Below are 25,822 nucleotides of genomic sequence, written 5' to 3' on the forward strand. Positions count from 1 at the left end.
GTCGGAGCGAGGACCGTGAGGTCAGCGGCGCGACATGTAGATGTCGAGTGCCTTGTGGAGCAGCTTGTTCAGCGGGAAGTCCCACTCGCCGAGGTACTCGGCGGCCTGGCCGCCGGTGCCCACCTTGAACTGGATCAGACCGAAGAGGTGGTCGGTCTCGTCCAGCGAGTCGGAGATGCCGCGCAGGTCGTAGACGGTGGCGCCGAGCGCGTAGGCGTCGCGCAGCATCCGCCACTGCATCGCGTTCGAGGGCCGGACGTCACGGCCGATGTTGTCGGAGGCGCCGTAGGAGTACCAGACGTGGCCGCCGACCACGAGCATCGTCGCCGCCGACAGGTTCACCCCGTTGTGCCGGGCGAAGTACAGCCGCATCCGGTTGGGGTCCTCGGTGTTGAGGGCCGTCCACATGCGCTGGAAGTACGACAGAGGGCGGGGCCGGAAGTGGTCGCGCACGGCCGTGATCTCGTACAGCCGCTGCCATTCCTCGAGGTCGTGGTAACCGCCCTGGACGACCTCGACACCGGCCTTCTCGGCCTTCTTGATGTTGCGGCGCCACAGCTGGTTGAAGTTCTTGTGGACCTCTTCGAGGGAGCGGTTCGCCAGCGGCACCTGGTAGACGTAGCGGGGCTGGACGTCGCCGAAGCCGGCGCCGCCGTCCTCCCCCTGCTGCCAGCCCATACGGCGCAGCTTGTCGGCCACCTCGAAGGCGCGCGGTTCGATGAAGTCGGCCTCGATGTCGCGCAGTCGCTTCACGTCCGGGTTCTGGATGCCGGCCTTGATGGACGTGGCCTCCCAGCGCCGGATGATGACCGGCGGGCCCATCTTCACGGAGAAGGCGCCCTGGTGCTTGAGGTGCGCCAGCATCGGCTGGATCCAGTCGTCCAGATTCGGCGCGAACCAGTTGATGACCGGACCCTCGGGCAGATAGGCCAAGTAGCGCTTGATCTTGGGGAGTTGCCGGTAGAGGACCAGACCCACGCCGACGAGCTCGCCGTTCCTCTCGTCGAACCAGCCGAGGCTCTCGGAGCGCCACTCCGCCTTCACATCAGCCCATGCCGGGACCTGCATGTGGCTTGCCGAGGGCAGGCTCTGGATGAATGCCAGATGCTGCTCACGGCTGATGGTCCTCAGGGTCAGGCTCATTCGGGGCGCTCCTCGGGCTGGTGTGTCCCCATGGGTACAGGGGCTCCGGCTCTCGCGCCGAAGCCTACTGCGCCTTGCGAGCGCCCCGACTGGGCGTATGCAACCTTCGCCTCGGCCTGTCGCCCGCCGAGGCGTTCCGTGGTGTTTTACGCGGTGTTCGGAGTACGACGTCCTAGCCGTCGGCTTTCGAGCTGTCGGCTTCCGGGCCGTCAGCTGATGACACCGCCGAACAGTCCGCCGTGCGCCATGCCGAGGAAGAATCCGACACCTGCGGCACCGAGACCCAGGATCAGGCCGAAGCGCTCCCTCGTCGTCTCGGAGATCCACTGCCCGTAGGCGCCGGTGAGGATCCCCACCAGGCCGGCCCAGGAGCTGAGCAGGTGCAGGCTGTGGAAGAAGCCCGTGATGAACGCGGTCAGCCCGAGCACCAGGGTCACCGCGAGCAGCGTGTCCTGGAGCGGGTGGGGCTTGCCGTCTGTGGCGAAAAGAGAACCGGCGGTGTTGGGTCGCAATGCCTGTGCCATGTGGCACCTCCTGCGGAAGGCGGCGCGTCGTCGCGCCGGACACACCCGATGTGTACAGATTGACGCTCTCCGCCACCGGATTTCAACCGGAAGGCGGTGTGCGGGTACTCTGTACCCTCTGCACTGGTGTCTGCCCATGCCACGACCCGGAATCCCCGCGAGGGGCACCCGATGTCAGTGGCGGCTGTTTTACTGGCACACACTGTTGCTTACGCATCACAACCCTCCTGCCACGGATCGACCGTGGCCGCTGAGTCCAAAGGAGGTGGGTTCCACATGCGTCACTACGAGGTGATGGTCATCCTCGACCCCGATCTGGAGGAGCGCGCTGTCTCCCCCCTGATCGAGAACTTCCTCTCCGTCGTCCGTGAGGGCAACGGAAAGGTCGAGAAGGTCGACACCTGGGGCCGTCGTCGTCTCTCGTACGAGATCAAGAAGAAGCCCGAGGGCATCTACTCGGTCATCGACCTGCAGGCCGAGCCTGCGGTCGTCAAGGAGCTCGACCGCCAGATGAACCTGAACGAGTCGGTCCTCCGGACCAAGGTCCTCCGCCCCGAGACCCACTGAGCATCCTGCTCAGCTGATCTCGGGATTCGAGTAGCAGCACCAAGCAGCCAGCAGCAAACCCGCCGAGAGGTTCCCCCATGGCAGGCGAGACCGTCATCACGGTCGTCGGCAATCTTGTCGACGACCCCGAGCTGCGCTTCACCCCTTCCGGTGCGGCGGTCGCGAAGTTCCGTGTCGCGTCCACTCCCCGCACCTTCGACCGTCAGACGAACGAGTGGAAGGACGGCGAAAGCCTCTTCCTCACCTGCTCGGTCTGGCGTCAGGCGGCTGAGAACGTCGCCGAATCGCTCCAGCGAGGCATGCGCGTCATCGTGCAGGGCCGGCTGAAGCAGCGGTCCTACGAGGACCGTGAGGGCGTCAAGCGCACGGTCTACGAACTGGACGTCGAGGAAGTCGGCGCCAGCCTGCGCAGTGCCACGGCCAAGGTCACCAAGACCGCCGGTGGTGCTCGCGGTGGCCAGGGCGGCGGTTTCGGCGGCGGTGGTGGCGGTGGCCAGGGTGGCGGCGGCTGGGGTGGAAACTCCGGCGGCGGTCAGCCGGCCGGTGGCGCTCCCGCCGACGACCCGTGGGCCACCGGCGCTCCCGCCGGTGGAAACCAGGGCGGCGGCGGTGGCGGCTGGGGTGGAAACTCCGGCGGCGCCAGCGGTGGCGGTGGCGGCGGCTACTCGGACGAACCCCCCTTCTAGGCCTTCGGGCCGAGGGTGGGTCGTACCCACACTTCTTGATCACACAGGAGATACACCATGGCGAAGCCGCCTGTGCGCAAGCCGAAGAAGAAGGTCTGCGCATTCTGCAAGGACAAGGTCCAGTACGTGGACTACAAGGACACGAACATGCTGCGGAAGTTCATTTCCGACCGCGGCAAGATCCGTGCCCGCCGCGTGACCGGCAACTGCACGCAGCACCAGCGTGACGTCGCCACGGCCGTGAAGAACAGCCGTGAGATGGCGCTGCTGCCCTACACGTCCACCGCGCGATAAGGGAAGGGTGACCGACCAATGAAGATCATCCTCACCCACGAGGTCTCCGGCCTCGGTGCCGCGGGCGACGTCGTCGACGTCAAGGACGGTTACGCTCGCAACTACCTGATCCCGCGGAAGTTCGCTATCCGCTGGACCAAGGGTGGCGAGAAGGACGTCGAGCAGATCCGTCGTGCTCGCAAGATCCACGAGATCCAGACCATCGAGCAGGCCAACTCCGTGAAGGCCCAGCTCGAAGGCGTCAAGGTTCGTCTGGCCGTCCGCTCCGGCGACGCCGGTCGTCTCTTCGGCTCCGTCACCCCGGCCGACATCGCTTCGGCGATCAAGGCTTCCGGTGGCCCCGAGGTCGACAAGCGTCGTATCGAGCTGTCTGCCCCGATCAAGACCCTGGGCGCCCACGAGACGTCCGTGCGTCTGCACCCCGAGGTTGCCGCCAAGGTCAACATCGAGGTCGTCGCGGCCTGAACGCCGCGCTCGGCATAGCTGAGAGAGGGGCCGCACCCGTTGGGGTGCGGCCCCTCTGCCGTGTTCGGGACGGCGGGGTATGCCTCGCGCGTTGAGTTCGGGACGGTGCCACGGCACTCATGTTTCACGTGAAACATGACAGCGTGCGGTGTTTCACGTGAAACGGTCAGCGGGTCGCGCCCGTGACGATCCAGCGGCCCGAGCGGGCACGTAGCAGGAGCGTCAGCATGCGCACCGCCATCATGAGGGTCATCGCTCCCCAGAGCGCGGTCAGGCCACCGCCGAGGGTCGGTACGAGCAGAGCTGCCGGGACGAAGACCGCCAGGGTCGCCACCATCGCTCCTGCGAGATACGGCCCGTCTCCCGCACCCATCAGCACTCCGTCCAGGACGAAGACGACACCGCAGATCGGCTGCGAGAGGGCCACCATGATCAAGGCGGGCAGGGCGGTGTCCTTGACGCTGGGGTCGCTGGTGAACAGCGGGAGGAAAAGTGGGCGGGCCAGGATCACCAGGAGGCCGAGGACCACTCCGACGGCGATGCCCCACTGCACCATGCGACGGCATGCGGCGCGGGCGCCTTGGGGATCGTTCGCACCGAGGTAACGACCGATGATGGCTTGGCCAGCGATCGCGATGGCATCGAGTGCCATGGCCAGCAGCGACCACAGGGACAGAATGATCTGGTGGGCGGCGATGTCGGCGTCTCCGAGGCGGGCCGCGACGGCCGTGGCGATCAGGAGGATCGCTCTCAGGGACAGCGTGCGCACGAGGAGAGGCACGCCGGCCTGTGCTGAGGCTCTGATCCCTGCGGCGTCGGGGCTGAGGGAGGCGCCGTGTCGACGGGCTCCGCGGACGACCACGACGAGATAGACGGCAGCCATGCCCCACTGCGCGATGACGGTGCCCCAGGCGGAGCCGGCGATACCGAGATCGGCGCCGTAGACCAGACCGACGTTGAGGGCGGCGTTGGCGACGAAGCCCGAGATGGCGACGAACAGCGGTGTCTTTGTGTTCTGCAGTCCGCGTAGTACTCCGGTGGCGGCGAGGATGATCAGCATGGCGGGGATGCCGATGGAGGAGATCCGCAGATAGGTCGTCGCGTAGGGGGCCGCGGTGTCCGAGGTGCCGAAGAGGCCGACCAGGGTGGGTGCCGAGGGGAGGACGACGGCTATGACGGTGGCGCCGATCAGCAGGGCGAGCCAGATGCCGTCCATGCCCTGGCGGATGGCCGCCTGGAGGTCGCCCGCGCCGACGCGTCGCGCGACGGCCGCCGTGGTGGCGTAGGCGAGGAAGACGAAGACGCTCACGGCTGTCGTCAGGAGAGCGGATGCTACGCCGAGTCCGGCGAGTTGGGCCGTGCCGAGATGGCCGACGATCGCGCTGTCGGCCATGACGAAGAGGGGCTCGGCGACGAGGGCGCCGAAGGCCGGGACGGCCAGCATGACGATCTCTCGGTCGTGCTGTCGTCGGGTGGCCCTGGTGGCCGCGGGAGCCTGTGTCATGAGCACTAATCTAATCGTCCACAGGTAAGAGATGCAATTACTCTGTGACCCTTACCTCTGCTCTCTCGTCGTGTCCTCTCGCGCACTGTTCGAAGCGATCTTGGTCCGACCCGGAAAGTTTTTCTTCTGCACAGCCGGTGGACGGTGAAGGTGCAGGTCAGGTAGGCCGTGATCCAAGTGGCGAGGTCTTGTTCACAGGGCTGTCCACCGGGTCGTGCACAGGTTTTGCCGGGTTCTCCACAGCATCCGGGCCGTCGTCCACATGGCCTGTGGATAACCAGATTGGCTGACGGTGCCCGCGGGCCTACGGTGGACCGGTACCCGCCCCGTCAGTCGGACTGAGAAACATCACAAAACCGACGCGCCCGTACCGGAGTTGGGCGTCTCATTTGTCAGTGCCGTGCCGTAGAAATAAGGGGCACGGCGAGGTCCGCTCGGCGGACGGGAGGAGGTGGCTCGGTTGAGTATTTCCGAGCCCTTGGACGACCCGTGGGCCGACAGCGGTCCAAGTGATCGTCTGCCCGCTTCCCGACGGCGTGGTGACGGAGGCCGGGGCCGCGACGAGCAGCACGACCGCGGCCGGGAAGGCGGCGAGTGGGAGGGTGCCGGTTCGGCCTTCGAAAGGGTGCCGCCGCAGGACCTCGATGCCGAACAGTCCGTGCTCGGCGGCATGCTCCTGTCCAAGGACGCGATCGCCGATGTCGTCGAGGTCCTCAAGGGCCACGACTTCTACAAGCCCGCGCACGAGACGATCTACCAGGCGATCCTGGACATCTACGCCAAGGGTGAGCCGGCCGACCCGATCACCATCGCCGCCGAACTGACCAAACGCGGCGAGATCAACAAGGTCGGCGGCGCATCGTATCTGCACACACTCGTCCAGACCGTGCCGACGGCGGCGAACGCGGAGTACTACGCGGAGATCGTCCACGAACGGGCCGTCCTGCGGCGCCTGGTCGAGGCCGGTACGCGCATCACCCAGATGGGATACGCGGCCGACGACGACGTCGACGAGATCGTCAACCGTGCCCAGGCCGAGATCTACGCGGTCACCGAGCAGAGGACCAGCGAGGACTACCTTCCGCTCGGCGACATCATGGAGGGCGCGCTCGACGAGATCGAGGCGATCGGCTCACGCAGCGGCGAGATGACCGGTGTGCCCACCGGGTTCACGGACCTCGACTCGCTCACCAACGGTCTGCACCCGGGCCAGATGATCGTCATCGCCGCCCGTCCCGCCATGGGCAAGTCCACCCTCGCCCTGGACTTCGCCCGCGCGGCGTCGATCAAGCACAACCTGCCGAGTGTCATCTTCTCCCTCGAAATGGGGCGCAACGAGATCGCGATGCGCCTGCTGTCCGCCGAGGCCCGCGTCGCTCTGCACCACATGCGCTCCGGCACCATGACCGACGAGGACTGGACCCGGCTGGCGCGTCGGATGCCCGAGGTGTCGTCCGCGCCGCTCTACATCGACGACTCCCCGAACCTGTCGATGATGGAGATCCGGGCGAAGTGCCGCCGGCTCAAGCAGCGCAGCGACATCAAGCTGGTGATCATCGACTATCTGCAGTTGATGCAGGCCGGTGGCTCCAAGCGTTCCGAGAGCCGTCAGCAGGAGGTCTCGGACATGTCCCGAAACCTCAAGCTCCTGGCCAAGGAGCTGGAGGTCCCGGTGATCGCGCTCTCGCAGCTCAACCGTGGTCCCGAGCAGCGTACGGACAAGAAGCCGATGGTGTCCGACCTGCGTGAGTCCGGCTCCATCGAGCAGGACGCCGACATGGTTATCCTGCTGCACCGCGAGGACGCCTACGAGAAGGAGTCGCCGCGCGCGGGTGAGGCGGACATCATCGTGGGCAAGCACCGTAACGGCCCGACGGCGACGATCACCGTCGCCTTCCAGGGCCACTATTCGCGCTTCGTGGACATGGCGCAGACCTGACCGGACGATTGTAGGTTCGCATTTCGCGTGTCCCTTTCTCACCGGGGATGGCCCTCTTCTGGCCCATGGGACAACACGGTGAGACGGACTCCTGTTTGATCGTTCACTCGTCGTAGTGCTGTTCCCGGACTCGATCTATGCAGTGCTCCTCTTCCGTCTGATGGTGGAGGCTGTCGCAACTGGTCGAGAACGGGATCTCTGCCCCCGCTCTTGCTAGTCGGGGGTGGGGCATGTCGCGTGTGATCGGCGAAGTCTCGATGAGTCTCCGTCGTACGGACGGGAAGATCGACGAGGACCTGATCTGGTCCAGGTCGGGCGTCGACGTCTTCGAGCCTTCGATCCCCTGGCGTACGTTCCGCTGGCGCAACGGGCAGAAGCACTACTCGGGCACTCACTGGTCATCCACCATGCGTGACCACGTCGCCTACGAATCACGCCTTGAGCTGACGCGCTTGCTCTACGCAGACTTCGACCAGGACGTGACGGCGGTATTCGCGCAACCATTCCTCCTCAGCACCACGGTGGACGGGCGAAGGCGTCGCCATGTCCCGGACTATCTCGTGCTTCGCGAGAAGGATGTGCCGCTGGTCGTGGACGTCAAACCGCGGCATCTGCTCTCGCGGCCGAAGGTGAACTTCGTGCTCGGCTGGGCCCGCGAGGTCGTCCTGACACGCGGCTGGGACTTCGAGGTGTGGTCCGAGCCGCCAGAAGCGGAGCTGGCGAACCTGCGCTTCCTCGCGGGCTATCGCCGCGACCGGCTCTTCGACGAGGACTTGCTCGCGGAAATCCGGGCGGCCGATCTGGATGGGGCGACGCTGGGGGATGCGCTTCACGCCTTCCCTCGCCACCCCGACTGGGAGGGTGCGGGCCGCCGTACTGCGGCTGTTGTGGAGCCAGCACTTGGTGACTGGCCTGACGACAGTGCTGTCCCAGCGGCACGTGCTGCATGGAGGGCAGGCCACGGTGGTCGGCTCAGGTCGCGGCGATCTTCCTCGACCCGTCGACGAGTCCGAGCTCGACGAAGGTGATGACGAACTGGTCTGTCGGATGCAGGGATCTCGTTCGGGAGGGCATGTGAACGAAGCCGCGGTGCGTGTCGGGGTGGGCACGAGGCTGAAGTACGACGGTGAAGTCGTCGTGGTGGAAGAGATGTTCGGCTCGGCGGCCGGCAACGAGCTTCTGGTTCGCGACGGGGCCGACCGCAGATTCCGGCTGTCTCTGCGGGGCGTGCTCTCCTCGGGCCGAGCCACGGTCATCGCGACCGGACCGGGACCAGAGGCCGACGACGACCGTGAGACGGCCTCGGTGCTGTTCGCTCTCCTCAGCGAGGAGGAACTGGCCGAGGTCAGGGGGCGAGCCGCCCATGTCAATGAGGTGCTGACCGGGTTTCGTTCGGGCAGCGAGGAACTGGCGGAGCCGGGTGAGCCGACGCCGCAGTACGCGGCCACAGTGCCCAAGCTGCAGCGGTACGAAGCGAAGGCCACCGAGCTGGGCGTGAGCGTACGGACCATCAAACGGTGGGTGCGCGCCTACCTGCTCGACCGGGAGGCCGGACTCGTGCACGGCGGCCCGGAGCGCGCAAGCGGGGACATGGGCAGGCTCGGCCGGGCCGACGAGCGGTGGGTGGAGATGGCCCTGGAGATCATGGCCGAGCACGGGAAGGAGTCGAAGCCGACCCGCGCGAAAGTGATCCGCATGATCGGCCCACGCCTGGAGGCCCGCCACGGCAAAGGCGAGGTGAAGCTGCCGACCCGTGCGACCGCGTACCGGTGGCTGGAGGAGCTCGAGCGACGGTTGCCGACGTTCTGGCTGAGCACGAAACGCAACCGGGACATCGCCTCCCGGCCGCGCGGCACGTACGGGAAGCTGCGGCCGACACGGCCGGGCGAATACCTGCTGATGGACACCACGCGCCTGGATGTCTTCGCGATGGACCCGATCATGATGAAGTGGGTGCAGGCCGAGCTTACCGTCGCGATGGACTGGTACACGCGCTGCATCACGGGGCTCAGGGTGACGCCGGTGTCCACACAGTCCATCGACGTCGCGGCGGTGCTGTTCCAGACCTACCGTCCTCGGCCGCCGGGTAAGGACTGGCCCTCCTGGGCGGTTTGGCCCGATCACGGCATTCCCCGCGGCGTCTTCGTGGAACGCAAGGCGCTTGAAGAGGACGTGGCCGAAGAATCGAAGGGCGGCGCGACGAAAGGTGCGGCGGGGCCCGCGCTGGTCCCGGAGACCATCGTGGTCGACCACGGAAAGCCGTACATCAGCGAGCACATCACCTCCGTGTGCCAGCGTCTCGGGCTGTCCATCCAGTCGGCCCGCCTGCGGACGGGACGGGACAAGGGCCCGATCGAACGCTTCTTCAAGACCCTGCGCGAAGGGCCGCTCGAAGTGCTGCCCGGATACAAGGGGCCGGATGTGTTCTCGCGGGGCGAGCGGCCAGAAGACGAGGCGTTCTTCTTCCTCCACGAGCTAGAGGCGATCATCCGCGAGTGGGTGGCGTGCGTGTATCACTGCCGGGCCCATCGTGGCCTCCTCGACCCCAATGTGCCGGGCCTGCGACTGTCGCCGTCAGCGATGTTCGAGCACGGGATCGCCCGCGCCGGATACATCGAGGTGCCCCGCGACCCGGCGCTGGGGTTCGAGTTCCTCAAGACCGAGTGGAAGCAGCTGCACCACTACGGCGTGGAGATCCGCAAGTGCCGCTACAACGGCCCCGGCCTCGACGGCTACCGGGGCGAGAGCAGCGAGTACACCGGGGCGAAGGCCAAGGGCCTGTGGCCCATCCAGGTCGACCCGGACAACATCAACTACATCTACTTTCGACGCCCCGACACCCGCCGCTGGCACGCCCTGGAGTGGGAGCATGCACCGGCGCTGAAGTTCCCGATCAGCGAGGGGGCCCTCCAACTTGCCCGGAAAGCGGCGGGCGAGAAGTCGCCCTTCCCTAACGACGAGAGTGCGGTTGCCGACCTGCTCAAGCGGTGGCACCTGGGACTGGGCCTGACGTTGCCAGAACGGCGCCTTGCCCTGCGCCATGCCCGTGAACAGTCTGCCTTCGACCTGCCGGAGACCGCCTGGGACGACGTGCGTGCGCTGCCGTCCGTCGCCCGGCTCCTTGCCAGTAGCGGCGACGAAGACGACCGGGACGCGGATGACTTCCAGGCGGGTGAGGCGGAGCCGTATGAGGGCCTGGTGGCCAGTGACGACGACGATGACGACGAACTCGACGGACCCGATGACGACGAGGACTTCTACGCCGATGCCCTGGAGGACGCGTGACGCCGCCCCGCACCACCGAGCTGCCTGAGGGCGCGCGTCCGAAGCTGGACAATCTCACGCTCTCCCGCAAGGAGGGGCTGCATGCCTTGGCCGAGGCGCCCCGCCGACTGCAACCGGAGACCTTGACGCTCAAGCAGATCGCCGCTCTGGGGGAGGTGGCCCGACTGGAATACGAGCACGGCCGCAGTGTCTGGCACGCCAACCTCGGCCCGCTCAGGACGCCTCAACTCGAAGCGCTGCACGAGGACTTGTGGGACATCGTCGCCAGCAATCAGCAGGACGGCGACAAGGCCAAAGGAGCCGTCGCCGTGGACGCGTTTCCCGGGCTCGGGAAGACCACAGCGGTACTGGACTTCGCACTGAAGTACCACCAGAGGGAGATTGTGCGGGTCGGATCCTTCACCGACTCCGGTCACGAACGATGGCCCGTGTGCCGGGTCGGGCTCACCAGCAACATCGGCATGAAGGACTTCAACCGCGCCCTGCTGGAGTTCTACGCACACCCCGGCCGCAAGACCGGCACGGCCACACTGTTTGCTCAGCGGGCCCTGGACTGTGTCCTGGAATGCGAGACGAAACTGCTGATCATCGACGACCTGCACTTCCTCAAGTGGCAGGACAAGAACGGCAAGGAGGTCAGCAACCACTTCAAGTACATCGCGAACGAGTTCCCGGTCACGCTCATCTTCATCGGCGTCGAACTGGGCAACCGAGGCCTGTACTCCGAGTCTGACTCCCGCGGTGACATCACACTCGCCCAGACCGCGCGTCGCACCACCCCGCTCACCATGGACGCCTATGCGGTGGGCAACAACAAGCAGCGGCACCAGTGGCGCAAGCTGATGCTGGGGCTCGAACAACGCCTCGTCCTGGCCCGGAAGTACCCCGGCATGCTCGCCGATGACCTGTCTGACTACCTCTACATCCGCACCACCGGCCACATCGGCTCACTGATGACGCTCATCAACCGAGGCTGTCAGCGCGCTGCCCGCACGGGAACCGAGCTCCTCGACCAGGAGCTGCTGAACCAGGTGAAACTCGACGCGGGGGCGGAGAGGGCGCGCAAGGCACTGGAGAAGAAGTTCGCCCGCAAACGCATGACGACCAAGCCCCGTTCCCGCGTGGCGAGGACCGTGCCGGCGAAGACTGTGGCATGAGCCGGACCCGTACGCTGCCGCTCCGCCGGGACCCGCTATCCGGCGAGGCTCTGGACTCTTGGCTGGAGGCTCTCGCCTACCGGCTTCGGACGCCGCTGGGTGAGGTGATGCTGAGCATCGGCCTGCCGCTCCTGCGGAAGACAGGAAACCCCTTGCTCGGCATCCCGCCGGACTGGACGATCCTCTTGGGTCCCCAGCAGGCCGCTGCCTTGTCTGCGACTACCGGCCTGGCGGAGGCCCGCCTCCACGCGATGACGCTGCGCCATTACGATCAGCGGGCGCTGGAGATCGACCATGAACGGCGCTTCGTCAACCGCCGGGTGCTCTGGGGACGGGGCGGTGGCTCCCGCTTCTGCCCGGACTGCCTGGCGGAATCCGGCGGCCGCTGGATGCTGTCCTGGCGGCTGGGATGGTCCTTCGCCTGCCTGCGGCACCACCGGCTGCTGGCCGACCACTGTCCGAACTGCGGGCGCGTGCCTCGTCTGCGGCCCCGAAGCGAGCGAGTCATCCCCAAACTCGGGCATTGCGGGAACGCGCCCTCCACCCAGAGTGGTTCCTTCACCAGTGGCTGCGGTCTCGACCTCACTCAGACATATACCCTCCGCCTGTCCGCCGGGCACCCAGTCACAGCCGCCCAGGCACTGATCACGGACATCATCGAGACAGGCACAGCCACCTTCGGGGCCTTCGCACTCGCACCGCAGCCGGCGGCGGGTGCGCTCAGCGACATCCGTGCCCTGTGCGGACGCGTGCTGTCCAGCCTCCCCGCCGAGGACCTCGCCCGACGGGTCCCGGCTGACATTACCGACGCCCACCTTGGTCCCGGCGCCGTCGGCTTGCTCGCGGTGGTCGGCGATCGGCCCGGTTTCATGGCTCCGCCCAGAGCCGCGAGCGCGGCGGCCGCTGTCACCGTCGCGCTGAGCGTCCTGGACCGGCCAGACATCCACCAAGTCGGCGAGGCGATGCGCGACCTGCTCGTCGCGATGCACGCAGACCTCTCCGAAGCCGGCATCGGTCAGATCAAGAGCTGGGGGAACCGCGTCACCCCAGTGCTCACAGGCGTACAACTGGCAGCAGCAGCACCCCTACTCCGCCCCGCGAACTATCTGCGGCACCGCATGACCTCGCCGGTCCCGCGACGGCCCATGGCCAAGAACGAGGACATCGCACAGCGGAGCCGGAAGATCCCCAGCACGTTCTGGAGCCTGTGGACTCTCCGGCTGGCCCCGCCCGACGGAACCGTCCCGCGCATCCTGGCACCCGCCTTGGCCGCAGCTGTGCTGACCGTCGACAGTCGCACCGACTTCGACACCGCCGGTGAACTCCTGGGATCGGTGGTGCACCGTATGGACGTTTCCTACGCCCTGCAGGCATTGGACGACCAACCACAGTGGCTCCATATCGTCACCGCTTTGACCAGGCTGGCCGATCACCTCGATGCCGCCGACGTCCCCATCGACTATGCGAGACGGCGGCGCCTTGACTACACCGGCCTGCTGCCGCGAGGCCGCTGGGGTGAGATCTGCCGCCGCACCGGCACACACCCCGGAACAGACCGCCGCGAACAGATCATCCGCTGCTACCTCTTCCAACGCATGAGCGGACTCCCACCCGAATCCACACAGGGTGCCCCGAACGCCGGTGAGGCGCTGTTCCGTACGGACTACTTCCGCTTCCTCGCCCAGCAGGGCCCGCAGCTGGCGCAGGCCGTCGACGCCGAAGCACGGGCCTTCCTCGCCAACCAGGACATCCACGACGAGCCGATCACCTGGCAGCCGCCCAAAGATCTCCTGGACGGGCTCGTTCTCCCGGGCCCGGACCCCGACCAGGTCGATATCTCCCAGCTGCATCACCTCGTACGTCGGCGAAGGCATGCCGTTCGACACGCTGCTGACGTGCTGGGTACTTCGGTCGAAGCCGTCCGATATCTCTTGGGGGAACAGCCTGCTCCCTCGCTCTCACCGACGACAGACCAGGCCATGGACAGGGCAAGGTACGCCAAAGCCATGCAGACCTTGCCCAAGGAGCGAATGGTCCGCCTGTATCTCGACGAGCACCGCTCTTTGTCGCAGATCGCCAAGCTCACCGGGTTCTCCTACAAGGTGGTGGCCCGGCTCGCCCACGAGTACGAGATCCCGATGCGCAGGCGCGAGGACTACGGGAGACATGACGCCGTGGAGCGTGACTGGCTCCATGACCAGTACGTCGTTCACCGCCGGACTCTGGCCGATCTTGCCCGTGAGAAGGGAGTGAACCAGAGGACCATGGCCCGCTGGGCACGCCACCACGAGATCCCGCTTCGCCGTGGCGGGGTACCCGCTGCCGCATACCGCGCCCCTGACTGGGCAGCCCGCGCTCCGGGGTTCCTGCGGGACGCTCTGACCGCCCCATACGCCTGGAAGTGGTTGGAACTCGTTGTTGCTGCGATGCCGTACGCCACGATCAGGAAGGCTGCCCAGGGCCTCGGCATCCATCAATCCACCCTGATCAAGAAGGTCAACGAGCTCGAAAGGGATCTGGGCCACCCTCTGATCGAGCGAGCCGAGCGAGGCCGCAGGATGCGACTAACACCGTTTGGCACCAAGGTCGCGGACGCCGTCCGGATCGCGACCTCCTGAGCCGAAGACCGTAGAGACGCCCGTGTAGATCTCGTAGCGCAGACGGGTTGATCGAATACCTTACGTATCGGTACGTTGAGTCAATGCCTGTGGAAGATGAGGGTGACCGGTTCTCCGATGCGGTCCGGCTTCTGCTCCTCATAGCGGCGACCGCTGATCCCCTCGACGAGGTCGCTATGCGTGCGGCGCCGGCCAACGCAGTTGCGGTCCTACACGCGGAGAGTCGATTGCAGAAGCTGGATTTTTGGCTACGCAATCCGGACTATCTTGCCGACGAACTGCTCAACGACTACGAACGCCAGCCGGAACCAGTGTTGCTGGACTTGGCTGGTCGGATCCTGGACTCGGAGGAGCCAGAGATCTACGCGATCCCGATGGTCCGCTACCTCTTCGGAGCGTTTGAGCACCTGGATCGTGCGTTGAGTGTCTTGGTGGCTCCTCGGCTGCTCGTGGTGTCCAGCCAGCGTGGAGCGAGCGGACAAGTGATCAAGGATAGCTACTACCTGACGCAGAAGGGTCAAGACGTCGCCGAGCAGGCCACGGCGCAATTCTCCGAACTGGCTTGGTACACCGAACGGGCTTTGCTGGTCCGGGCATTAGCGGAGGCGACGGGGCATACCGCATTGGCTCTGCGCAAACGCCAGTATCTGCAGCGGGACTACGCGCAGACGCCGCTGGGTGCCATCATTCCGTCGATCGCAGACAGGACGCGGAGCAGGCTGGCGTATCTTCGCGCCGCCGCATTGGGGGGGAACGCCGCATGAACGCAGACCTGCCGGTTCCATCGGAGGGCGAGCTCTACAAGCGCATTGCTGACCGGGTCGGTGTCGATTCAGATCGAATAGCCGAGGTGTTAACGTCTCACGGGCTGGAGCTGACGGGGTCACTGCCAGCGAAGCGTGAGTTGGTTGTACATCGCTTGATCTGCGAAGGCCGTAAGACCGGCACCACGGGCAATGACGGTCCCTTCACGGTTGACATGGGCCTGGGGCGCGGCCCCTGGGTAATCTCCAGCAGTATCAACTCGGCCGGTAAGTCGAGCCTGCTCTGGGCACTGAGTTTCGCGCTAAGAGGCGAGGGATTCGATGCGTTCTGCCGCCCCGAGACCGTCAGCTGGTTCCGCTTCGTTCGTGTCGACATCGAGGTTGGTGGAGCCGCAGCGTCGATCCGTCTGTACTTCGACAAACCTGGGCGCCCCAGCGTCCGGCTCCTAACTGCCGACTCGATCAGCGATCTACTCGTGCTTGAAGGCCGGGCCGAGGGGCGGATAGGTGTGCGCCTCGCAGCCACGGCCGAACCTAGCGGCGTGAAGGGTTTGATCGGCCGGTTCATGATGGAGCGCCTTGGTCTGCAGTCGGTATCGGTATGGGTGGCTGAGTCAAACGCGCCGAAGGACGAGGACGGTAACCGGGATAGCACCGAGCAGGTTCATGGCTGGGCAAGTTTCTTCTACGCCATCGCGTTGAACTCGGCCAGCGACAGTCTCCTCCTTGGACCGACGCTCGTCGGACAGCTTCCGGTCAAGCTGATGCAGTTGTTCTTGGATGTCCCGTACGCGCCGGAGCTGTCCCGCTTGACCACACTGCGCAAAGCGGAGACACAAGAGGTCAGTCGGGTAGCGCGTCGCGCCAAAGAGGACGCCCGCGCCCGCGACGAGCAGGCCGCCCCGCTTCGAAAGGCCCTCGAGGTAGCTCAACAGCGCCTCAGGGGACTAGAGGCTGGCCGGCCGGACGTTGGGAATCTTGTTGCGGCGGTGGATCATGCGGCGGCCGAACTTGCCCCATGCCAGGCGGCGTATCAGGAGGCGGCTGAGCAGCACCAGGCCGCGAAGAAGAGCCGCCAATCGGATCAGCGAGCTGAGCGCCGTGCCAAGCAAAGCGGCGCTGCACGGCTCCTGCTGGGCGCGCTGGACCCGGAGGTATGTCCACGATGCGATCACGACATCGACGACGAGCGCCGAGCCGCCGAAGATAACGAGCACCAGTGCTCCGTATGCGCCCGTCCACTAGCCAGCCTGCCGCAAGACCCGCAGGCTCAGGCTGACGCACTCGCTCGCATCGAAGCCCGTCTGGCTGCCTCGAAGACAGCGGAGGACAGTTGCGCAGCTGCGCTCGCTACCGCCACAGAGCGACTTACGGCCGCGCGGGCAACCTACGATCAGTCCGTAGCTCAGCTGGAAAAGACCCGCTCGAGCGACTGGTTCGCCCTCTTCGACAAGGCTCAACGTGAAGTTGACCAGCTGCAAGGAGCGGTGACCCTGTCCACCGGTGGCAGGAGCGGAGACACTCCGCCGGCGCTAGTGGCGGCGCTGGCCGCGGCGAAGCCAGCTCAGAAGACCTCTGTCGAGCAAGGCCCGGACGACGAGACCTTGCTGACCGCAGCAGCTGAAGTCATCAAGGATGTGGTGGATCAGCACAGTCGTGCGCTGTTCTCCGAACTCAACGACGAGATCGTTCAGATTGCCCACGACTTGGGGGTCACGAACCTCACGAGTGTAAATCTCTCACTGGGGGGTCAGCTCAACGCCGTCAAATCCGGCTCCAAGCACCGATTCTCCGCTTTCAGCCCGGTCGACCGGCTACGAATGAGAATCGCGGTCGTCGTCGGCATGATCAAGGTGAGTCGTAGGCGGGGCATCATGTCCCACCCGGGGCTGCTGCTGATTGACGCGCCCACAGCCGAGGAGCTAACTCCGCAGGCCACCTACCAGGTGCTGGATACCCTGTACCGCACTGGCAACAAGGTGCCTGGCTTGCAGATGATCATTACTTCGATCGAGGAAGCCGTCTGGGACATCTACCCGAAGGACCGTATCGTGACGGGAACCGACGGCCGAGAACTGTTCTGAAAGGCAAAAAGGGGCAAGGCGGGAATTCAACCTACGCTGGGGGCAGCCGTGCACGTCATGGATGAGCGAATCTCTGCGTGGGCGCGCACTGCCACTCCCGACCAGCGCCGCACCGGACCGACTCTCAATGATCTGGGCGGGTTGGACGAAGTCATCACACATGCGGGCTACCTCACGGGCGGCCCGCTCCTGGGCTTCCTCGTCAGTGCTGCTGCAAACGAGGTGAAAGAACCCTCCCTCCCGCCGGCCCTGAGCGACGCGATCATCACTGGGCTGGCGTCCTCCACCCGGCATCTAGCTTTCGCGGAGGCCGTCGACAAGCTGGCCACCCATCCACGACTGGTCGGTGACCTGGGAAGCAAGGCGATTAGGACTCTGCTACGCCGGCTCACAGATGCCCCGGACGCTGGGGACGACCCAGCAACTGCGCTCATTGGCGCCGAAGCCGCTGAGTGCCTTGTTCAACTCACCCTGGCCGGTGTTACCACCCCAGCTCAGTTGCTGGGAGCGATGGACATGGTCACGGAGGACACAACTGCTCTGCCGACTGAGTTCGCGGTAAGGCTTCCCCGCCTGTTAGGCGTCTTGGACGCGCACCATCCCGGAGCTGGGCTGCGGGAAGCCCTGGAACGCTGTCTTACCCCGGAGCACACCTTCCGGGACGCGGCCTTTGAACTTGCCCTGGGCGACGTGCGCACCGCCTTGGAGCAGGACGGTTATCAAGCGATGGTTGAGCAGCTCTCAGTCTGCAGGCAGCGTCTCGCCGAGTTAACGGCAATCGACCCTGACCGTCTGGATGCCCAGATCTACCTGGTCGGTATCGATGGCTTGCTTGGCCTGTCTGCACCGGACGCCCCCGCGCGCGTGGCTGCGGCAGCTAAGGCGTTGTACGACCGGCTGCATCACTATCGGGCCTGGCGCATACGCACCAACACTCCCGCATGGGCAATGGGAAGACAGGACGACATCACCGCCTGGTACGAGCTGACGGTCCTCCTGGACCATGCCGCTCAGCACATGGGCGATGGCGACCCGTGGTACACCCACGGCCACGGCATCTTGACCGCCCTCCTGCGTGCCTACACTGCGCACCACACCGTGAAGGTACTGACCGACACTCCGGCCGAGCAGGTTGTCGAGACTCTCGTGGCCCCAGTGATCGAGGACGCTTTTCTCAGGCGCGAGAACCGGTTCCACATCCTTCAACACGCTCTGGCTCACGATGAGGAATTGCACGACGATCAGGATGCGCAGCGCCTCTACGCGTCGCTCGGCGCGCGCCTGCGCAGTCCCGCTCCACATGAGCCCGGGACGGTGGGTGACCCGGGAAAAGCGCGTCGCTGGCCGCAGCTGGCGCGCCAGCTGCCCGGGGAGTTCACCGTCTTCGCTGATCAGAACAGCGACTACGTGCTGGACAGACTGGAGCTGGCATTGCGTGACAGTGAGGAGTTTCTCTTCTCCGTGACTGACGCTAAATACAGCCGTCTGATGGACGCGCTGATTGTGAGACTGGAGCAGTCTCGCGACTGGATCCCCACAGTCGCGGAGCCTTTTCAGGTTCTCCTGGAAGCAACCGTCCGATTCGCTTTCCTCTGCTATGACGTGGGCCGCACGATGGGTGGTGGCTACACAGAGTATCTGCGCGGTCGAGACAAGGGCGGTAAGAAACAGAAGGTCGATGAGGCTCTATTCCATCAGCACTACCGGGAGTTCCTTGCTGTCACTGCCCTGTTCCGGGTAGCTCATTTTGAGGTGATCGACAAGGCCGGAGGTCGCGTTGACGTATTGGCCACCTTCCCCTCGGCCTACTTCAACGTCGAATGCAAGATAGAAGAGAAAGACGGGAGCAAGGAGTCCCTGCGCACCTATGTCGCTCAGGCAGCCGAGTACCAGAATGCTGGCCCTTCCTTCGCGATCCTCTTGGCCCTGGACAAGACTGTTGGCAAAGAGGGCGCAGTCAATCTATTCGACAGCATCTGGATCGAGGAGGTGCAACGCCCCGGCGAGCTGGAGCCGTGCCTTGTGGTCGTTGTGCGCGTTCCTGGCGGACGCGAGAGCCCGAACGATCTGCGACCTGCTTCGCAGTAGGGTCGAGGTCCGGGCTAAGGGCTTGCAGGGAATCAAGGTGTTGCTTCCTGTCCTGAAGCTCGTTGGTGTGGCATGCGCATCCCGGATGAGACTCGTGATCAACTCGCCGTGAAGTTCGCGGTGTTGCTCCCGCATCTGGACGAGCGCCAGCGACGGCTGTTGATGGCTGCGGAGGCCCGGGCACTGGGACACGGCGGCGTCCGAGCCGTGGCACAGGCCGCGTCGGTCAGCGAGACGACCGTCCGCAAGGGCGTGTTCGAACTCGAGGCCGGTGAGGAGCCGTTAGGGCGGGTGCGTCGGCCGGGCGGGGGCCGCAAACGAGTCGCGGATCTGAATCCGGGCCTGCGGTCGGCACTGTTGGCGCTGGTCGAGCCGGATGTGCGGGGTGACCCGATGTCGCCGCTGCGGTGGACGGTGAAGTCCACCCGCACGCTGGCGCAGGAGCTGACCCGGGCCGGCCACCGCATCAGCGCCGACACCGTCGCCGGCCTGCTGCGGGAGGAAGGCTTCAGCCTGCAGGCCAACGCCAAGACCATCGAGGGCAGCCAGCACCCCGACAGGGATGCCCAGTTCCGCTATCTCAACGAACACGCCCGCACGCACCGGGACGCCGGCCAGCCCGTGATCAGCGTGGACACCAAGAAGAAGGAACTCGTCGGCGAGTTCAAGAACAACGGCCGCCAGTGGCGGCCGACGGGTGAGCCGGTGCCGGTGAACGTGCACGACTTCACCGACCCACAGCTGGGCAAAGCCGTCCCCTACGGGATCTACGACGTCGCGGCGAACACCGGCTGGGTCAACGTCGGCACCGATCACGACACCGCCGCGTTCGCGGTCGAGTCGATCCGCCGTTGGTGGCACAGCCAGGGCCAGACTGCCTACCCGCAGGCGGCACGGCTCCTGATCACCGCCGACGCGGGCGGTTCCAACGGCTACCGCACCCGGGCCTGGAAACTCGAACTCGCCCGGCTCGCCTCCGAAACCGGGCTGACGATCACCGTGTGTCACCTCCCGCCCGGCACATCGAAGTGGAACAAAATCGAGCACCGGCTCTTCTCCCACATCACGATGAACTGGCGAGGCCGCCCGCTGACCAGCCACGAAGTCATCGTCCAGTCCATCGCCGCGACCACCACCCGCACCGGACTGCGCGTGAGCGCCGCACTCGACACCAACATCTATCCCACCGGGGTCCGTATCGGTGAGGCGGAGATGGCGGCACTGCCGCTGACCCGGCACGCCTTCCACGGCGAGTGGAACTACACCCTGCACCCGCAGCCCCGCCCTGCTGTTCCGATGGCCCGGGCTCCACAGCACCCGGCCCCGCGATGGGACCAGGCCCTGCTGTCCGATCCCGCCCTGACCGGTATGTCCCGGCAGCAACTCGCCGACTTCACAAGGACTTTGATCCCCGACGGCGATGCCCGACGCGGCCGTCCGCCCCGGCTCGCCTTCCCCGAACAGATCCTGGCCACCGTGCTCCACCTACGGGTCGCCCTGGCCGCTGAACCTCTCGCCGTACTGTTCGGCAGCAGCCGGACCGCGATGCACCGCACCCTTCTGAAAAACAGAAGACTCCTCAAGGCACACGGCATCGTCATCCCACCCGCGACCACGCCACCCGTCGTCCTTGCAGCCCTCCACGCGCGGGTCCTCGCTCAAACCGGCGAGCCCCACAACAAGATCAAGACGACGTGTTAATGATCTGCAAGCCCTAAGGATTGTCCCGTAAGTCGCGGGCGCCTGCGGTCCGGTGGTCAGCCGAAGACGATCTCAACGTCCTTGTCCAAACAGAACTTCATGACGGTGACTAGCTGGCGGGTGTCATCGATACGTCGTTCGAGAACGGGGTCGCTGGCATCGTGTTGCCGCTCATCAATGATTGCTTCCAGCCGGGGCAGTATAGCCGCGCATTGAGCGGGCGTGAGGTCCGGACCAGCGTCATCTGGATGGTTGAGTAGTGGTGCCAGCGTTGTGGAGACGGTGCTCCACGGGCGGTCTCCGTCGAAGCCGTGCATCTCGGAGAGGATGAACCCCTCGGCCTGGGCCAGCCACACCCTGAACATGTTGAAGCCGGTGTAGGACCAGGAGATGTCCGGGCTGGTCACATCGTCGTCTCCGGGGAAGAGCACGAGCCCCATCCTGTCCTCCTTGTTTGCCCGGTGCTCAGGATCGATCGTGGGAAGCCTGTCGGCAACTGAAATGATCTGCCGCATGGTTGGTGTGATCACGGCGTCGGAGTCGTCCTGGATACGTCAGTTCGCCGGGTTGAGCCCCCGCTGCTTCAGCAAGTTGGTGACCGCGGTGCGGCGCGAGAGCACAGCCGAACACAACCGCTCACACAAGCAGGTCCGTGCACGAGTGAAGCAAGTATTTGCCCGGATGAAAACTTGGAAGATTCTCCGCGACTGCAGACTCAAGGGCGACGGCGTACACCTCGCCGTGCGCGGCATCGCCCGCCTGCACAATCTCACCCTTGCTGGATAGGAACATGGCCAAACTCAGGCAGGTCCCTCATCCGCGTCCGCCAGCGGGGGCGGCGTGTGCCGCGGCCACTGCGCGCCCACCTGTTCCATAACAGCGGCCCGGAACGCTTCCAAAAGGACGCATCCGGGATACGTCCCAAACGCTCCGTACTTCCAACGGTAGTAGCACGACCAGTAGCTCACCACGCGCCGCTCCGTGCGTGTGAAGAAGGCCGGATTCCGAGCGATGAACTCCCCGTAGAGTCGGCGCTGGGTTGAGCCCGGGACCGCAAGCCTGGGCAGCCCCCGGCCGATAGACTCAAGGATCTCCAGCACGTATTCGCCGGCCAACTGCACCACGAACGGGACCACCCACGGCTCACCCGACGCCGTAATCTGCTCGAGGTGCCGCTGGCGGACCCGGCCATCGTGGTGCCGGGAGTACAGGCAGTGCAAAATCATCTGCTGGGTTCCGGACAGGGGCCGCTCCAAGTTGGCGTACGGCTCCTCGTTGTAGAGGCGATAGGGGATGGCGACGATCTCGTCCTGCACCTCGACCTCGAAGGGCATCATCGGTGCGGAGCTGGCCTCCGGCATGACCGCCAGGACACTCTGCACGTCACCGGCGAGACGGGTCGGAAACGCCGCCGCCAGGGCGTGGGCGACGTTCGACGGATCCCGAGGCAACTGCACAACAGGAGGATAAGCGGCGGACCTCTCGGTCTCTCAACCGCCCACCTCAACGTTGCGGGACAGTCCTTGGCGAACCCTCGGCGGCTTTCCGTAGGCAGGCAACTGGTCTCGTGTTCCGGCAGCCCTTGTTCGTCTCAACTGCCCCGTGCGGCAGGGAAAAGGACACGGAGGTGAGACGAACTCACGAGGACATCGCGTGAGACGTCAAGCGTTGAGCCTGGTTAACGCTGTGCCTGGGGACATCAGAAATGCGAACCTACAACGATGTCGGATATGGCATCACCGTGAGACCAGCGCGTGGGTGCTGCTGCTCAGCGCCTCGTCTCGTACCTGGTCAGGATCACGCCGCCGGGAAACGTCCGCGTCTCCACCATGTTCAGGTTCACCCAGTTGTCCAGTGCGGTGAAGAACGGCGTGCCGGCGCCCACCAGGACCGGCGCGGTGGCCAGCACGTACTCGTCGATCAGCCCGGCCCGCATGGCGGCCCCGGCTAGCGTCGCGCCGCCGATGTCCATCGGGCCGCCGTCCTCGGCCTTGAGCCGGGTGATCTCGGCGACCGCGTCGCCACTGACCAGGCGGGTGTTCCAGTCGACCTTGTCGGTCGTCGAGGAGAACACCACCTTCGACATGTCCCGCCAGCGGCGCGCGAACTCGATCTCCGCCGGGGTGGCCCCCGGCTGCTGGTCGCCGGTCGGCCAGTGGGAGCTCATCGTCTGCCACAGCTTGCGCCCGTACAGCGACAGATCGGTCGCCTGCAACTGGTCGGACCAGAACTGGAACAGCTCGTCGCTCGGCGGTCCGCTCCAGCCGATGTCGTCGCCGGGCGCGGCGATGTAGCCGTCCAGGGTCAGGTTCATGCCGTAGATCAGTTTCCGCATGGCGCCAGCCTTCCGTGAGTCGGTCTCACGCGTACAGACCGGCGCGCCGCGGGGAACTCATCGGTGCGCGTTCTGCTCACATGTAGTCCTCGTGGCGGCGCGACGCGGCGCCACGCGACCGCAGGCGGCCGACCCGGCGCCGTGTCCCGAGAAATGTGCTCGACGTACGGCCGTCCCGCCGGATGGACTGGGGGCATGACGACATCTCAGGACGACTTGCTTCCCGGTACCCGCAGGGCGCTGCTGCATCGGATCGCCGTGGCCCAGGCCGAGGGGCGGGCGCCGTCGTTGGTCGCGACGGTGGTGCGGGGAGGGCGCGCGGTGTGGCACGGCGCGCGGACCTCGGTGGACGGGCACGGGCCGGACGAGAACGTGCAGTACAGGATCGGCTCGATCACCAAGACGTTCACCGCAGTCCTGGTGCTGCGGCTGCGTGACGAGGCTGTCCTCGATCTCGGTGACCCGCTGGAGAAGCATCTGCCCGGCACCGGCGCGGGGGAGGCCACCATCGCCGAACTCCTCGCGCACACAGGCGGGTTGGCTGCCGAGTCGCCCGCGCCCTGGTGGGAGCGGACGCCGGGTTCCCTGCGTCCGGAGCTTCGCGATGTGCTGGGTGAGCAGCCCCTGCTGCATCCGGTCGGCCGCAGGTTCCACTATTCGAACCCCGGCTACACGGTGTTGGGCGCGCTCGTCGAACAACTGCGAGGTGCCCCGTGGGAGGACGTACTCCGGCGGGAAGTGCTCGAACCTCTGGGCCTCGACCGCACGAGTGCTCAGCCGCAGGCGCCGCACGCGGGTGGCTGGGCGGTGCATCCGTGGGCCGACGCGCTGTTGCCGGAACCCGCCGAGGACCTCGGCCGTATGGCACCGGCCGGTCAACTCTGGTCCACCACCGCAGACTTGGCCCGGTTCGCCGTGTTCCTGGCCGACGGAGACGACCAGGTCCTGAGCGCGGAGTCCGTGCGGGAGATGCGGACGCCCGCGGCACCGGCGGAGGCCGCCGACGTCATGGACGGCTCCGCATACGGTCTCGGACTGCAGGTCCAACGCCGCGACGGCCGACTGTTCGTCGGCCATTCCGGATCGCTGCCCGGCTTCCTGGCGAACCTCACCATCAGCCTGGCGGACGACGTCTCGGCGGTGGTGCTGGCCAACTGCACCTCCGGACCGCTGCTGTCATCGGTGGCCGCCGATCTCGTCCGTATCGTCGCCGAGGCCGAGCCGAGGATTCCCGAGCCCTGGCGACCGATGGCCGAAGTCGACGCCGCCGTACTGGAGTTGGCGGGGCAGTGGTACTGGGGGACGCACGGCTTCGCCCTACGGCTGACGGCCGACGGAGGGGCCTCGCTGGAGCCGTTGGCCGGCAGTGGCCGCCGTTCGCGTTTCCGGGCCAACGGTGATGGCACCTGGACCGGGCTGGAGGGCTACTACGCCGGAGAGCTCCTGCGACCCGTACGGCGCCCGGACGGGTCCGTGAGCCACCTTGACCTCGGCTCGTTCGTTTTCACACGTCAGCCGTACGAGGAGAGCGCTTCTGTGCCGGGTGGGGTGGACCCGGAGGGGTGGCGGGGGATTCGTTAGCCGTCGCGGCCGCGGAGGGGTCATGTTTCACGTGAAACATGACCCCTCCTGCCGTCGGCAGGATGCTTCGGTCCCGCTTGGTGGAGAGCTCTCTTCAGAGCGGGAGTTTGAATCCCACGTGTGAGGCGGTGAAACCGAGCCGCTCGTAGAAGCGGTGGGCGTCGGTGCGCGTGATGTCAGAGGTCAGCTGGACCAGTTGGCAGTCCTGGCGGCGTGACTCGGCGATCGCCCACTCGATGAGCCGCGTACCCAGGCCGCTGCCTCGCTCGTCAGCGTGGACGCGTACGGCCTCGATGATCGAGCGGGTGGCTCCCCTGCGGGACAGCCCGGGGACGACCGTGAGCTGGAGGGTGCCGACGACACGGTTCTCGCGCACGGCGACGACCAGGTGCTGGTTCGGGTCGACGGTCAGACGTTCCAGTGCGGCCAGGTAGGGCGTCAGGTCGTCCGGTGACTCGCGCTGGGAGCCCAGCGGATCGTCGGCGAGCATGCCGACGATGCCGGGGACGTCTTCGGTGACTGCGGCCCGTATTTCAAGATCTCCCATGACCCCACCTTAGGCAGTGGCGTGCGGCACGGGACGGGCCTAGGCGGGCGCGTTCGTCGACTCCACGACCCGGACCAGGGGTGCCAACTCGGGGTTCCGGGCCGCCGCGTCGAGAGCCTCGCGCAGAGCGGTGTCGTTGGTCGGGCGGGCCTCTTCGAGCAGGGCGAGGCCGGCCTCGGTGACGTTCGTGTAGATGCCCCGGCGGTCGGTCGGGCAGAGGTACCGGGCGAGCAGGCCGCGGTCCTCGAGCCGGGTGACCAGCCGGGTGGTGGCGCTCTGGCTCAGGACGACAGCGTCGGCGACCTGCCGCATCTGGAGATGGCCCCCCTCACCGTCGTGCTGCCGACTGAGCACGTCGAGCAGGGAGTACTCACGCAGGCTCAGGTCGTGCTTGGCCTGCAGGGCCCGCTCGATGTGCACCTCGATCCTCCCGTGCAACAGGGAAAGGGCGCACCAGCCCTGGGCGAGGGCGGTGAGTGCGGGGTCCGTCGCTGTCATTGGCGTTTCCTCCGTTCCGGAGCGGCTGAACCCAGGATAGGG

Annotated in this window: 22 protein-coding genes and 1 pseudogene; 15 read left to right on the forward strand and 8 right to left on the reverse strand. The window is 66.1% G+C overall.

All coding sequences use genetic code 11. From position 1 onward, the window contains the following. Positions 1-21 precede the first annotated feature (21 nt). Complete coding sequence (gene femX / locus ACIQBL_RS36120) at positions 22-1,143, reverse strand: peptidoglycan bridge formation glycyltransferase FemX (RefSeq protein ID WP_401949734.1); 1,122 nt, start codon at positions 1,141-1,143, stop codon at positions 22-24. A 209-nt stretch (positions 1,144-1,352) separates the two neighbouring features. Further along, positions 1,353-1,667, reverse strand: coding sequence for a hypothetical protein (locus ACIQBL_RS36125; protein WP_401949737.1), 315 nt, complete (start codon positions 1,665-1,667; stop codon positions 1,353-1,355). Between the two features lie 276 nt (positions 1,668-1,943). Here ACIQBL_RS36125 and rpsF point away from each other — a divergent pair, with 276 nt between their 5' ends. The 4 genes from rpsF to rplI all read left to right on the forward strand — a co-directional run bounded on the left by rpsF (position 1,944) and on the right by rplI (position 3,679). Continuing rightward, positions 1,944-2,234 carry a 30S ribosomal protein S6 gene (gene rpsF, locus ACIQBL_RS36130; RefSeq protein WP_006604399.1) on the forward strand — a complete coding sequence of 97 codons (291 nt, stop codon included), beginning with the start codon at positions 1,944-1,946 and terminating at the stop codon, positions 2,232-2,234. Between the two features lie 77 nt (positions 2,235-2,311). After that, positions 2,312-2,920: a single-stranded DNA-binding protein gene (locus tag ACIQBL_RS36135; RefSeq protein WP_359610746.1), complete on the forward strand. Its 609-nt coding sequence runs from the start codon at positions 2,312-2,314 to the stop codon at positions 2,918-2,920. A 57-nt stretch (positions 2,921-2,977) separates the two neighbouring features. Beyond that, the gene (rpsR, locus tag ACIQBL_RS36140; RefSeq protein WP_006381652.1) at positions 2,978-3,214 is read left to right on the forward strand and encodes a 30S ribosomal protein S18; all 237 of its coding nucleotides are present in this window, start codon (positions 2,978-2,980) and stop codon (positions 3,212-3,214) included. 18 nt (positions 3,215-3,232) lie between these two features. Then, positions 3,233-3,679, forward strand: a complete 447-nt coding sequence (rplI, locus tag ACIQBL_RS36145) for a 50S ribosomal protein L9 (protein WP_301973392.1) — start codon at positions 3,233-3,235, stop codon at positions 3,677-3,679. 166 nt (positions 3,680-3,845) lie between these two features. On the opposite strand, the gene ACIQBL_RS36150 is transcribed toward rplI, so the two are convergent. After that, positions 3,846-5,183 (reverse strand): MATE family efflux transporter, encoded by a 1,338-nt coding sequence (locus tag ACIQBL_RS36150; protein WP_401949742.1) that lies wholly within the window; start codon positions 5,181-5,183, stop codon positions 3,846-3,848. Positions 5,184-5,643: 460 nt separating this feature from the next. On the opposite strand from ACIQBL_RS36150, the gene dnaB reads away from it, so the two are divergent. From dnaB to ACIQBL_RS36195, 9 genes are all read left to right on the forward strand, one after another. Continuing rightward, the gene (gene dnaB, locus ACIQBL_RS36155; protein ID WP_043676076.1) at positions 5,644-7,122 is read left to right on the forward strand and encodes a replicative DNA helicase; all 1,479 of its coding nucleotides are present in this window, start codon (positions 5,644-5,646) and stop codon (positions 7,120-7,122) included. A gap of 230 nt (positions 7,123-7,352) precedes the next feature. Further along, the gene (locus tag ACIQBL_RS36160) at positions 7,353-8,150 is read left to right on the forward strand and encodes a TnsA-like heteromeric transposase endonuclease subunit (RefSeq protein ID WP_401949745.1); all 798 of its coding nucleotides are present in this window, start codon (positions 7,353-7,355) and stop codon (positions 8,148-8,150) included. 46 nt (positions 8,151-8,196) lie between these two features. Then, positions 8,197-10,407: a transposase gene (locus ACIQBL_RS36165; protein WP_401949748.1), complete on the forward strand. Its 2,211-nt coding sequence runs from the start codon at positions 8,197-8,199 to the stop codon at positions 10,405-10,407. Next, on the forward strand, positions 10,404-11,564 hold the full coding sequence (locus tag ACIQBL_RS36170) for an AAA family ATPase (RefSeq protein ID WP_401949751.1): 1,161 nt from the start codon (positions 10,404-10,406) through the stop codon (positions 11,562-11,564). The genes ACIQBL_RS36165 and ACIQBL_RS36170 overlap by 4 nt, the downstream gene beginning before the upstream one ends. Continuing rightward, the gene (locus ACIQBL_RS36175; protein WP_401949754.1) at positions 11,561-14,182 is read left to right on the forward strand and encodes a TniQ family protein; all 2,622 of its coding nucleotides are present in this window, start codon (positions 11,561-11,563) and stop codon (positions 14,180-14,182) included. The genes ACIQBL_RS36170 and ACIQBL_RS36175 overlap by 4 nt, the downstream gene beginning before the upstream one ends. 83 nt (positions 14,183-14,265) lie before the next feature. After that, positions 14,266-14,946, forward strand: a complete 681-nt coding sequence (locus ACIQBL_RS36180) for a hypothetical protein (RefSeq protein ID WP_347612102.1) — start codon at positions 14,266-14,268, stop codon at positions 14,944-14,946. Further along, on the forward strand, positions 14,943-17,030 hold the full coding sequence (locus ACIQBL_RS36185; RefSeq protein WP_401949757.1) for a hypothetical protein: 2,088 nt from the start codon (positions 14,943-14,945) through the stop codon (positions 17,028-17,030). Before ACIQBL_RS36180 ends, ACIQBL_RS36185 begins: the two co-directional genes overlap by 4 nt. Positions 17,031-17,171: 141 nt before the next feature. Further along, positions 17,172-19,118 (forward strand): hypothetical protein, encoded by a 1,947-nt coding sequence (locus ACIQBL_RS36190; RefSeq protein ID WP_401949760.1) that lies wholly within the window; start codon positions 17,172-17,174, stop codon positions 19,116-19,118. 72 nt (positions 19,119-19,190) lie between these two features. Next, positions 19,191-20,819 carry an ISAzo13 family transposase gene (locus tag ACIQBL_RS36195; protein WP_401949763.1) on the forward strand — a complete coding sequence of 543 codons (1,629 nt, stop codon included), beginning with the start codon at positions 19,191-19,193 and terminating at the stop codon, positions 20,817-20,819. Positions 20,820-20,875: 56 nt separating this feature from the next. On the opposite strand, the gene ACIQBL_RS36200 is transcribed toward ACIQBL_RS36195, so the two are convergent. Then, complete coding sequence (locus tag ACIQBL_RS36200) at positions 20,876-21,334, reverse strand: hypothetical protein (protein WP_401949766.1); 459 nt, start codon at positions 21,332-21,334, stop codon at positions 20,876-20,878. A 109-nt stretch (positions 21,335-21,443) separates the two neighbouring features. On the opposite strand from ACIQBL_RS36200, the pseudogene ACIQBL_RS36205 reads away from it, so the two are divergent. After that, positions 21,444-21,605 (forward strand): annotated as a pseudogene (locus ACIQBL_RS36205) (IS5/IS1182 family transposase); the annotation flags it as partial. A gap of 14 nt (positions 21,606-21,619) precedes the next feature. Here ACIQBL_RS36205 and ACIQBL_RS36210 read toward each other — a convergent pair. Continuing rightward, positions 21,620-22,276 (reverse strand): hypothetical protein, encoded by a 657-nt coding sequence (locus ACIQBL_RS36210; RefSeq protein WP_401949769.1) that lies wholly within the window; start codon positions 22,274-22,276, stop codon positions 21,620-21,622. Positions 22,277-22,587: 311 nt separating this feature from the next. Next, the gene (locus ACIQBL_RS36215; protein ID WP_401949772.1) at positions 22,588-23,154 is read right to left on the reverse strand and encodes a dihydrofolate reductase family protein; all 567 of its coding nucleotides are present in this window, start codon (positions 23,152-23,154) and stop codon (positions 22,588-22,590) included. A 195-nt stretch (positions 23,155-23,349) separates the two neighbouring features. Here ACIQBL_RS36215 and ACIQBL_RS36220 point away from each other — a divergent pair, with 195 nt between their 5' ends. Beyond that, positions 23,350-24,735: a serine hydrolase domain-containing protein gene (locus tag ACIQBL_RS36220; protein WP_401949775.1), complete on the forward strand. Its 1,386-nt coding sequence runs from the start codon at positions 23,350-23,352 to the stop codon at positions 24,733-24,735. A 94-nt stretch (positions 24,736-24,829) separates the two neighbouring features. Here ACIQBL_RS36220 and ACIQBL_RS36225 read toward each other — a convergent pair whose 3' ends face one another. Beyond that, entirely contained in the window at positions 24,830-25,282 is a 453-nt protein-coding gene (locus tag ACIQBL_RS36225; RefSeq protein ID WP_401949778.1) for a GNAT family N-acetyltransferase, read from the reverse strand. Between the two features lie 39 nt (positions 25,283-25,321). Beyond that, positions 25,322-25,780, reverse strand: a complete 459-nt coding sequence (locus tag ACIQBL_RS36230; RefSeq protein WP_401949781.1) for a MarR family winged helix-turn-helix transcriptional regulator — start codon at positions 25,778-25,780, stop codon at positions 25,322-25,324. Positions 25,781-25,822: the final 42 nt, after the last annotated feature.

It is taken from the genome of Streptomyces sp. NPDC088350 (assembly GCF_044753545.1).
GTDB lineage: Bacteria > Actinomycetota > Actinomycetes > Streptomycetales > Streptomycetaceae > Streptomyces.

Bases quoted from the DNA above. Each gene is read 5' to 3' on its own strand.
- ACIQBL_RS36200 (WP_401949766.1), bottom strand. From the start codon at position 21,334: ATGCGGCAGATCATTTCAGTTGCCGACAGGCTTCCCACGATCGATCCT.
- ACIQBL_RS36125 (WP_401949737.1), bottom strand. From the start codon at position 1,667: ATGGCACAGGCATTGCGACCCAACACCGCCGGTTCTCTTTTCGCCACA.
- ACIQBL_RS36225 (WP_401949778.1), bottom strand. From the start codon at position 25,282: ATGGGAGATCTTGAAATACGGGCCGCAGTCACCGAAGACGTCCCCGGC.
- ACIQBL_RS36150 (WP_401949742.1), bottom strand. From the start codon at position 5,183: ATGACACAGGCTCCCGCGGCCACCAGGGCCACCCGACGACAGCACGAC.
- ACIQBL_RS36215 (WP_401949772.1), bottom strand. From the start codon at position 23,154: ATGCGGAAACTGATCTACGGCATGAACCTGACCCTGGACGGCTACATC.
- rpsF (WP_006604399.1), top strand. From the start codon at position 1,944: ATGCGTCACTACGAGGTGATGGTCATCCTCGACCCCGATCTGGAGGAG.
- femX (WP_401949734.1), bottom strand. From the start codon at position 1,143: ATGAGCCTGACCCTGAGGACCATCAGCCGTGAGCAGCATCTGGCATTC.
- ACIQBL_RS36160 (WP_401949745.1), top strand. From the start codon at position 7,353: ATGTCGCGTGTGATCGGCGAAGTCTCGATGAGTCTCCGTCGTACGGAC.
- rplI (WP_301973392.1), top strand. From the start codon at position 3,233: ATGAAGATCATCCTCACCCACGAGGTCTCCGGCCTCGGTGCCGCGGGC.
- ACIQBL_RS36220 (WP_401949775.1), top strand. From the start codon at position 23,350: ATGACGACATCTCAGGACGACTTGCTTCCCGGTACCCGCAGGGCGCTG.
- ACIQBL_RS36175 (WP_401949754.1), top strand. From the start codon at position 11,561: ATGAGCCGGACCCGTACGCTGCCGCTCCGCCGGGACCCGCTATCCGGC.
- ACIQBL_RS36230 (WP_401949781.1), bottom strand. From the start codon at position 25,780: ATGACAGCGACGGACCCCGCACTCACCGCCCTCGCCCAGGGCTGGTGC.
- ACIQBL_RS36185 (WP_401949757.1), top strand. From the start codon at position 14,943: ATGAACGCAGACCTGCCGGTTCCATCGGAGGGCGAGCTCTACAAGCGC.
- rpsR (WP_006381652.1), top strand. From the start codon at position 2,978: ATGGCGAAGCCGCCTGTGCGCAAGCCGAAGAAGAAGGTCTGCGCATTC.
- ACIQBL_RS36180 (WP_347612102.1), top strand. From the start codon at position 14,266: ATGCCTGTGGAAGATGAGGGTGACCGGTTCTCCGATGCGGTCCGGCTT.
- ACIQBL_RS36135 (WP_359610746.1), top strand. From the start codon at position 2,312: ATGGCAGGCGAGACCGTCATCACGGTCGTCGGCAATCTTGTCGACGAC.
- ACIQBL_RS36195 (WP_401949763.1), top strand. From the start codon at position 19,191: ATGCGCATCCCGGATGAGACTCGTGATCAACTCGCCGTGAAGTTCGCG.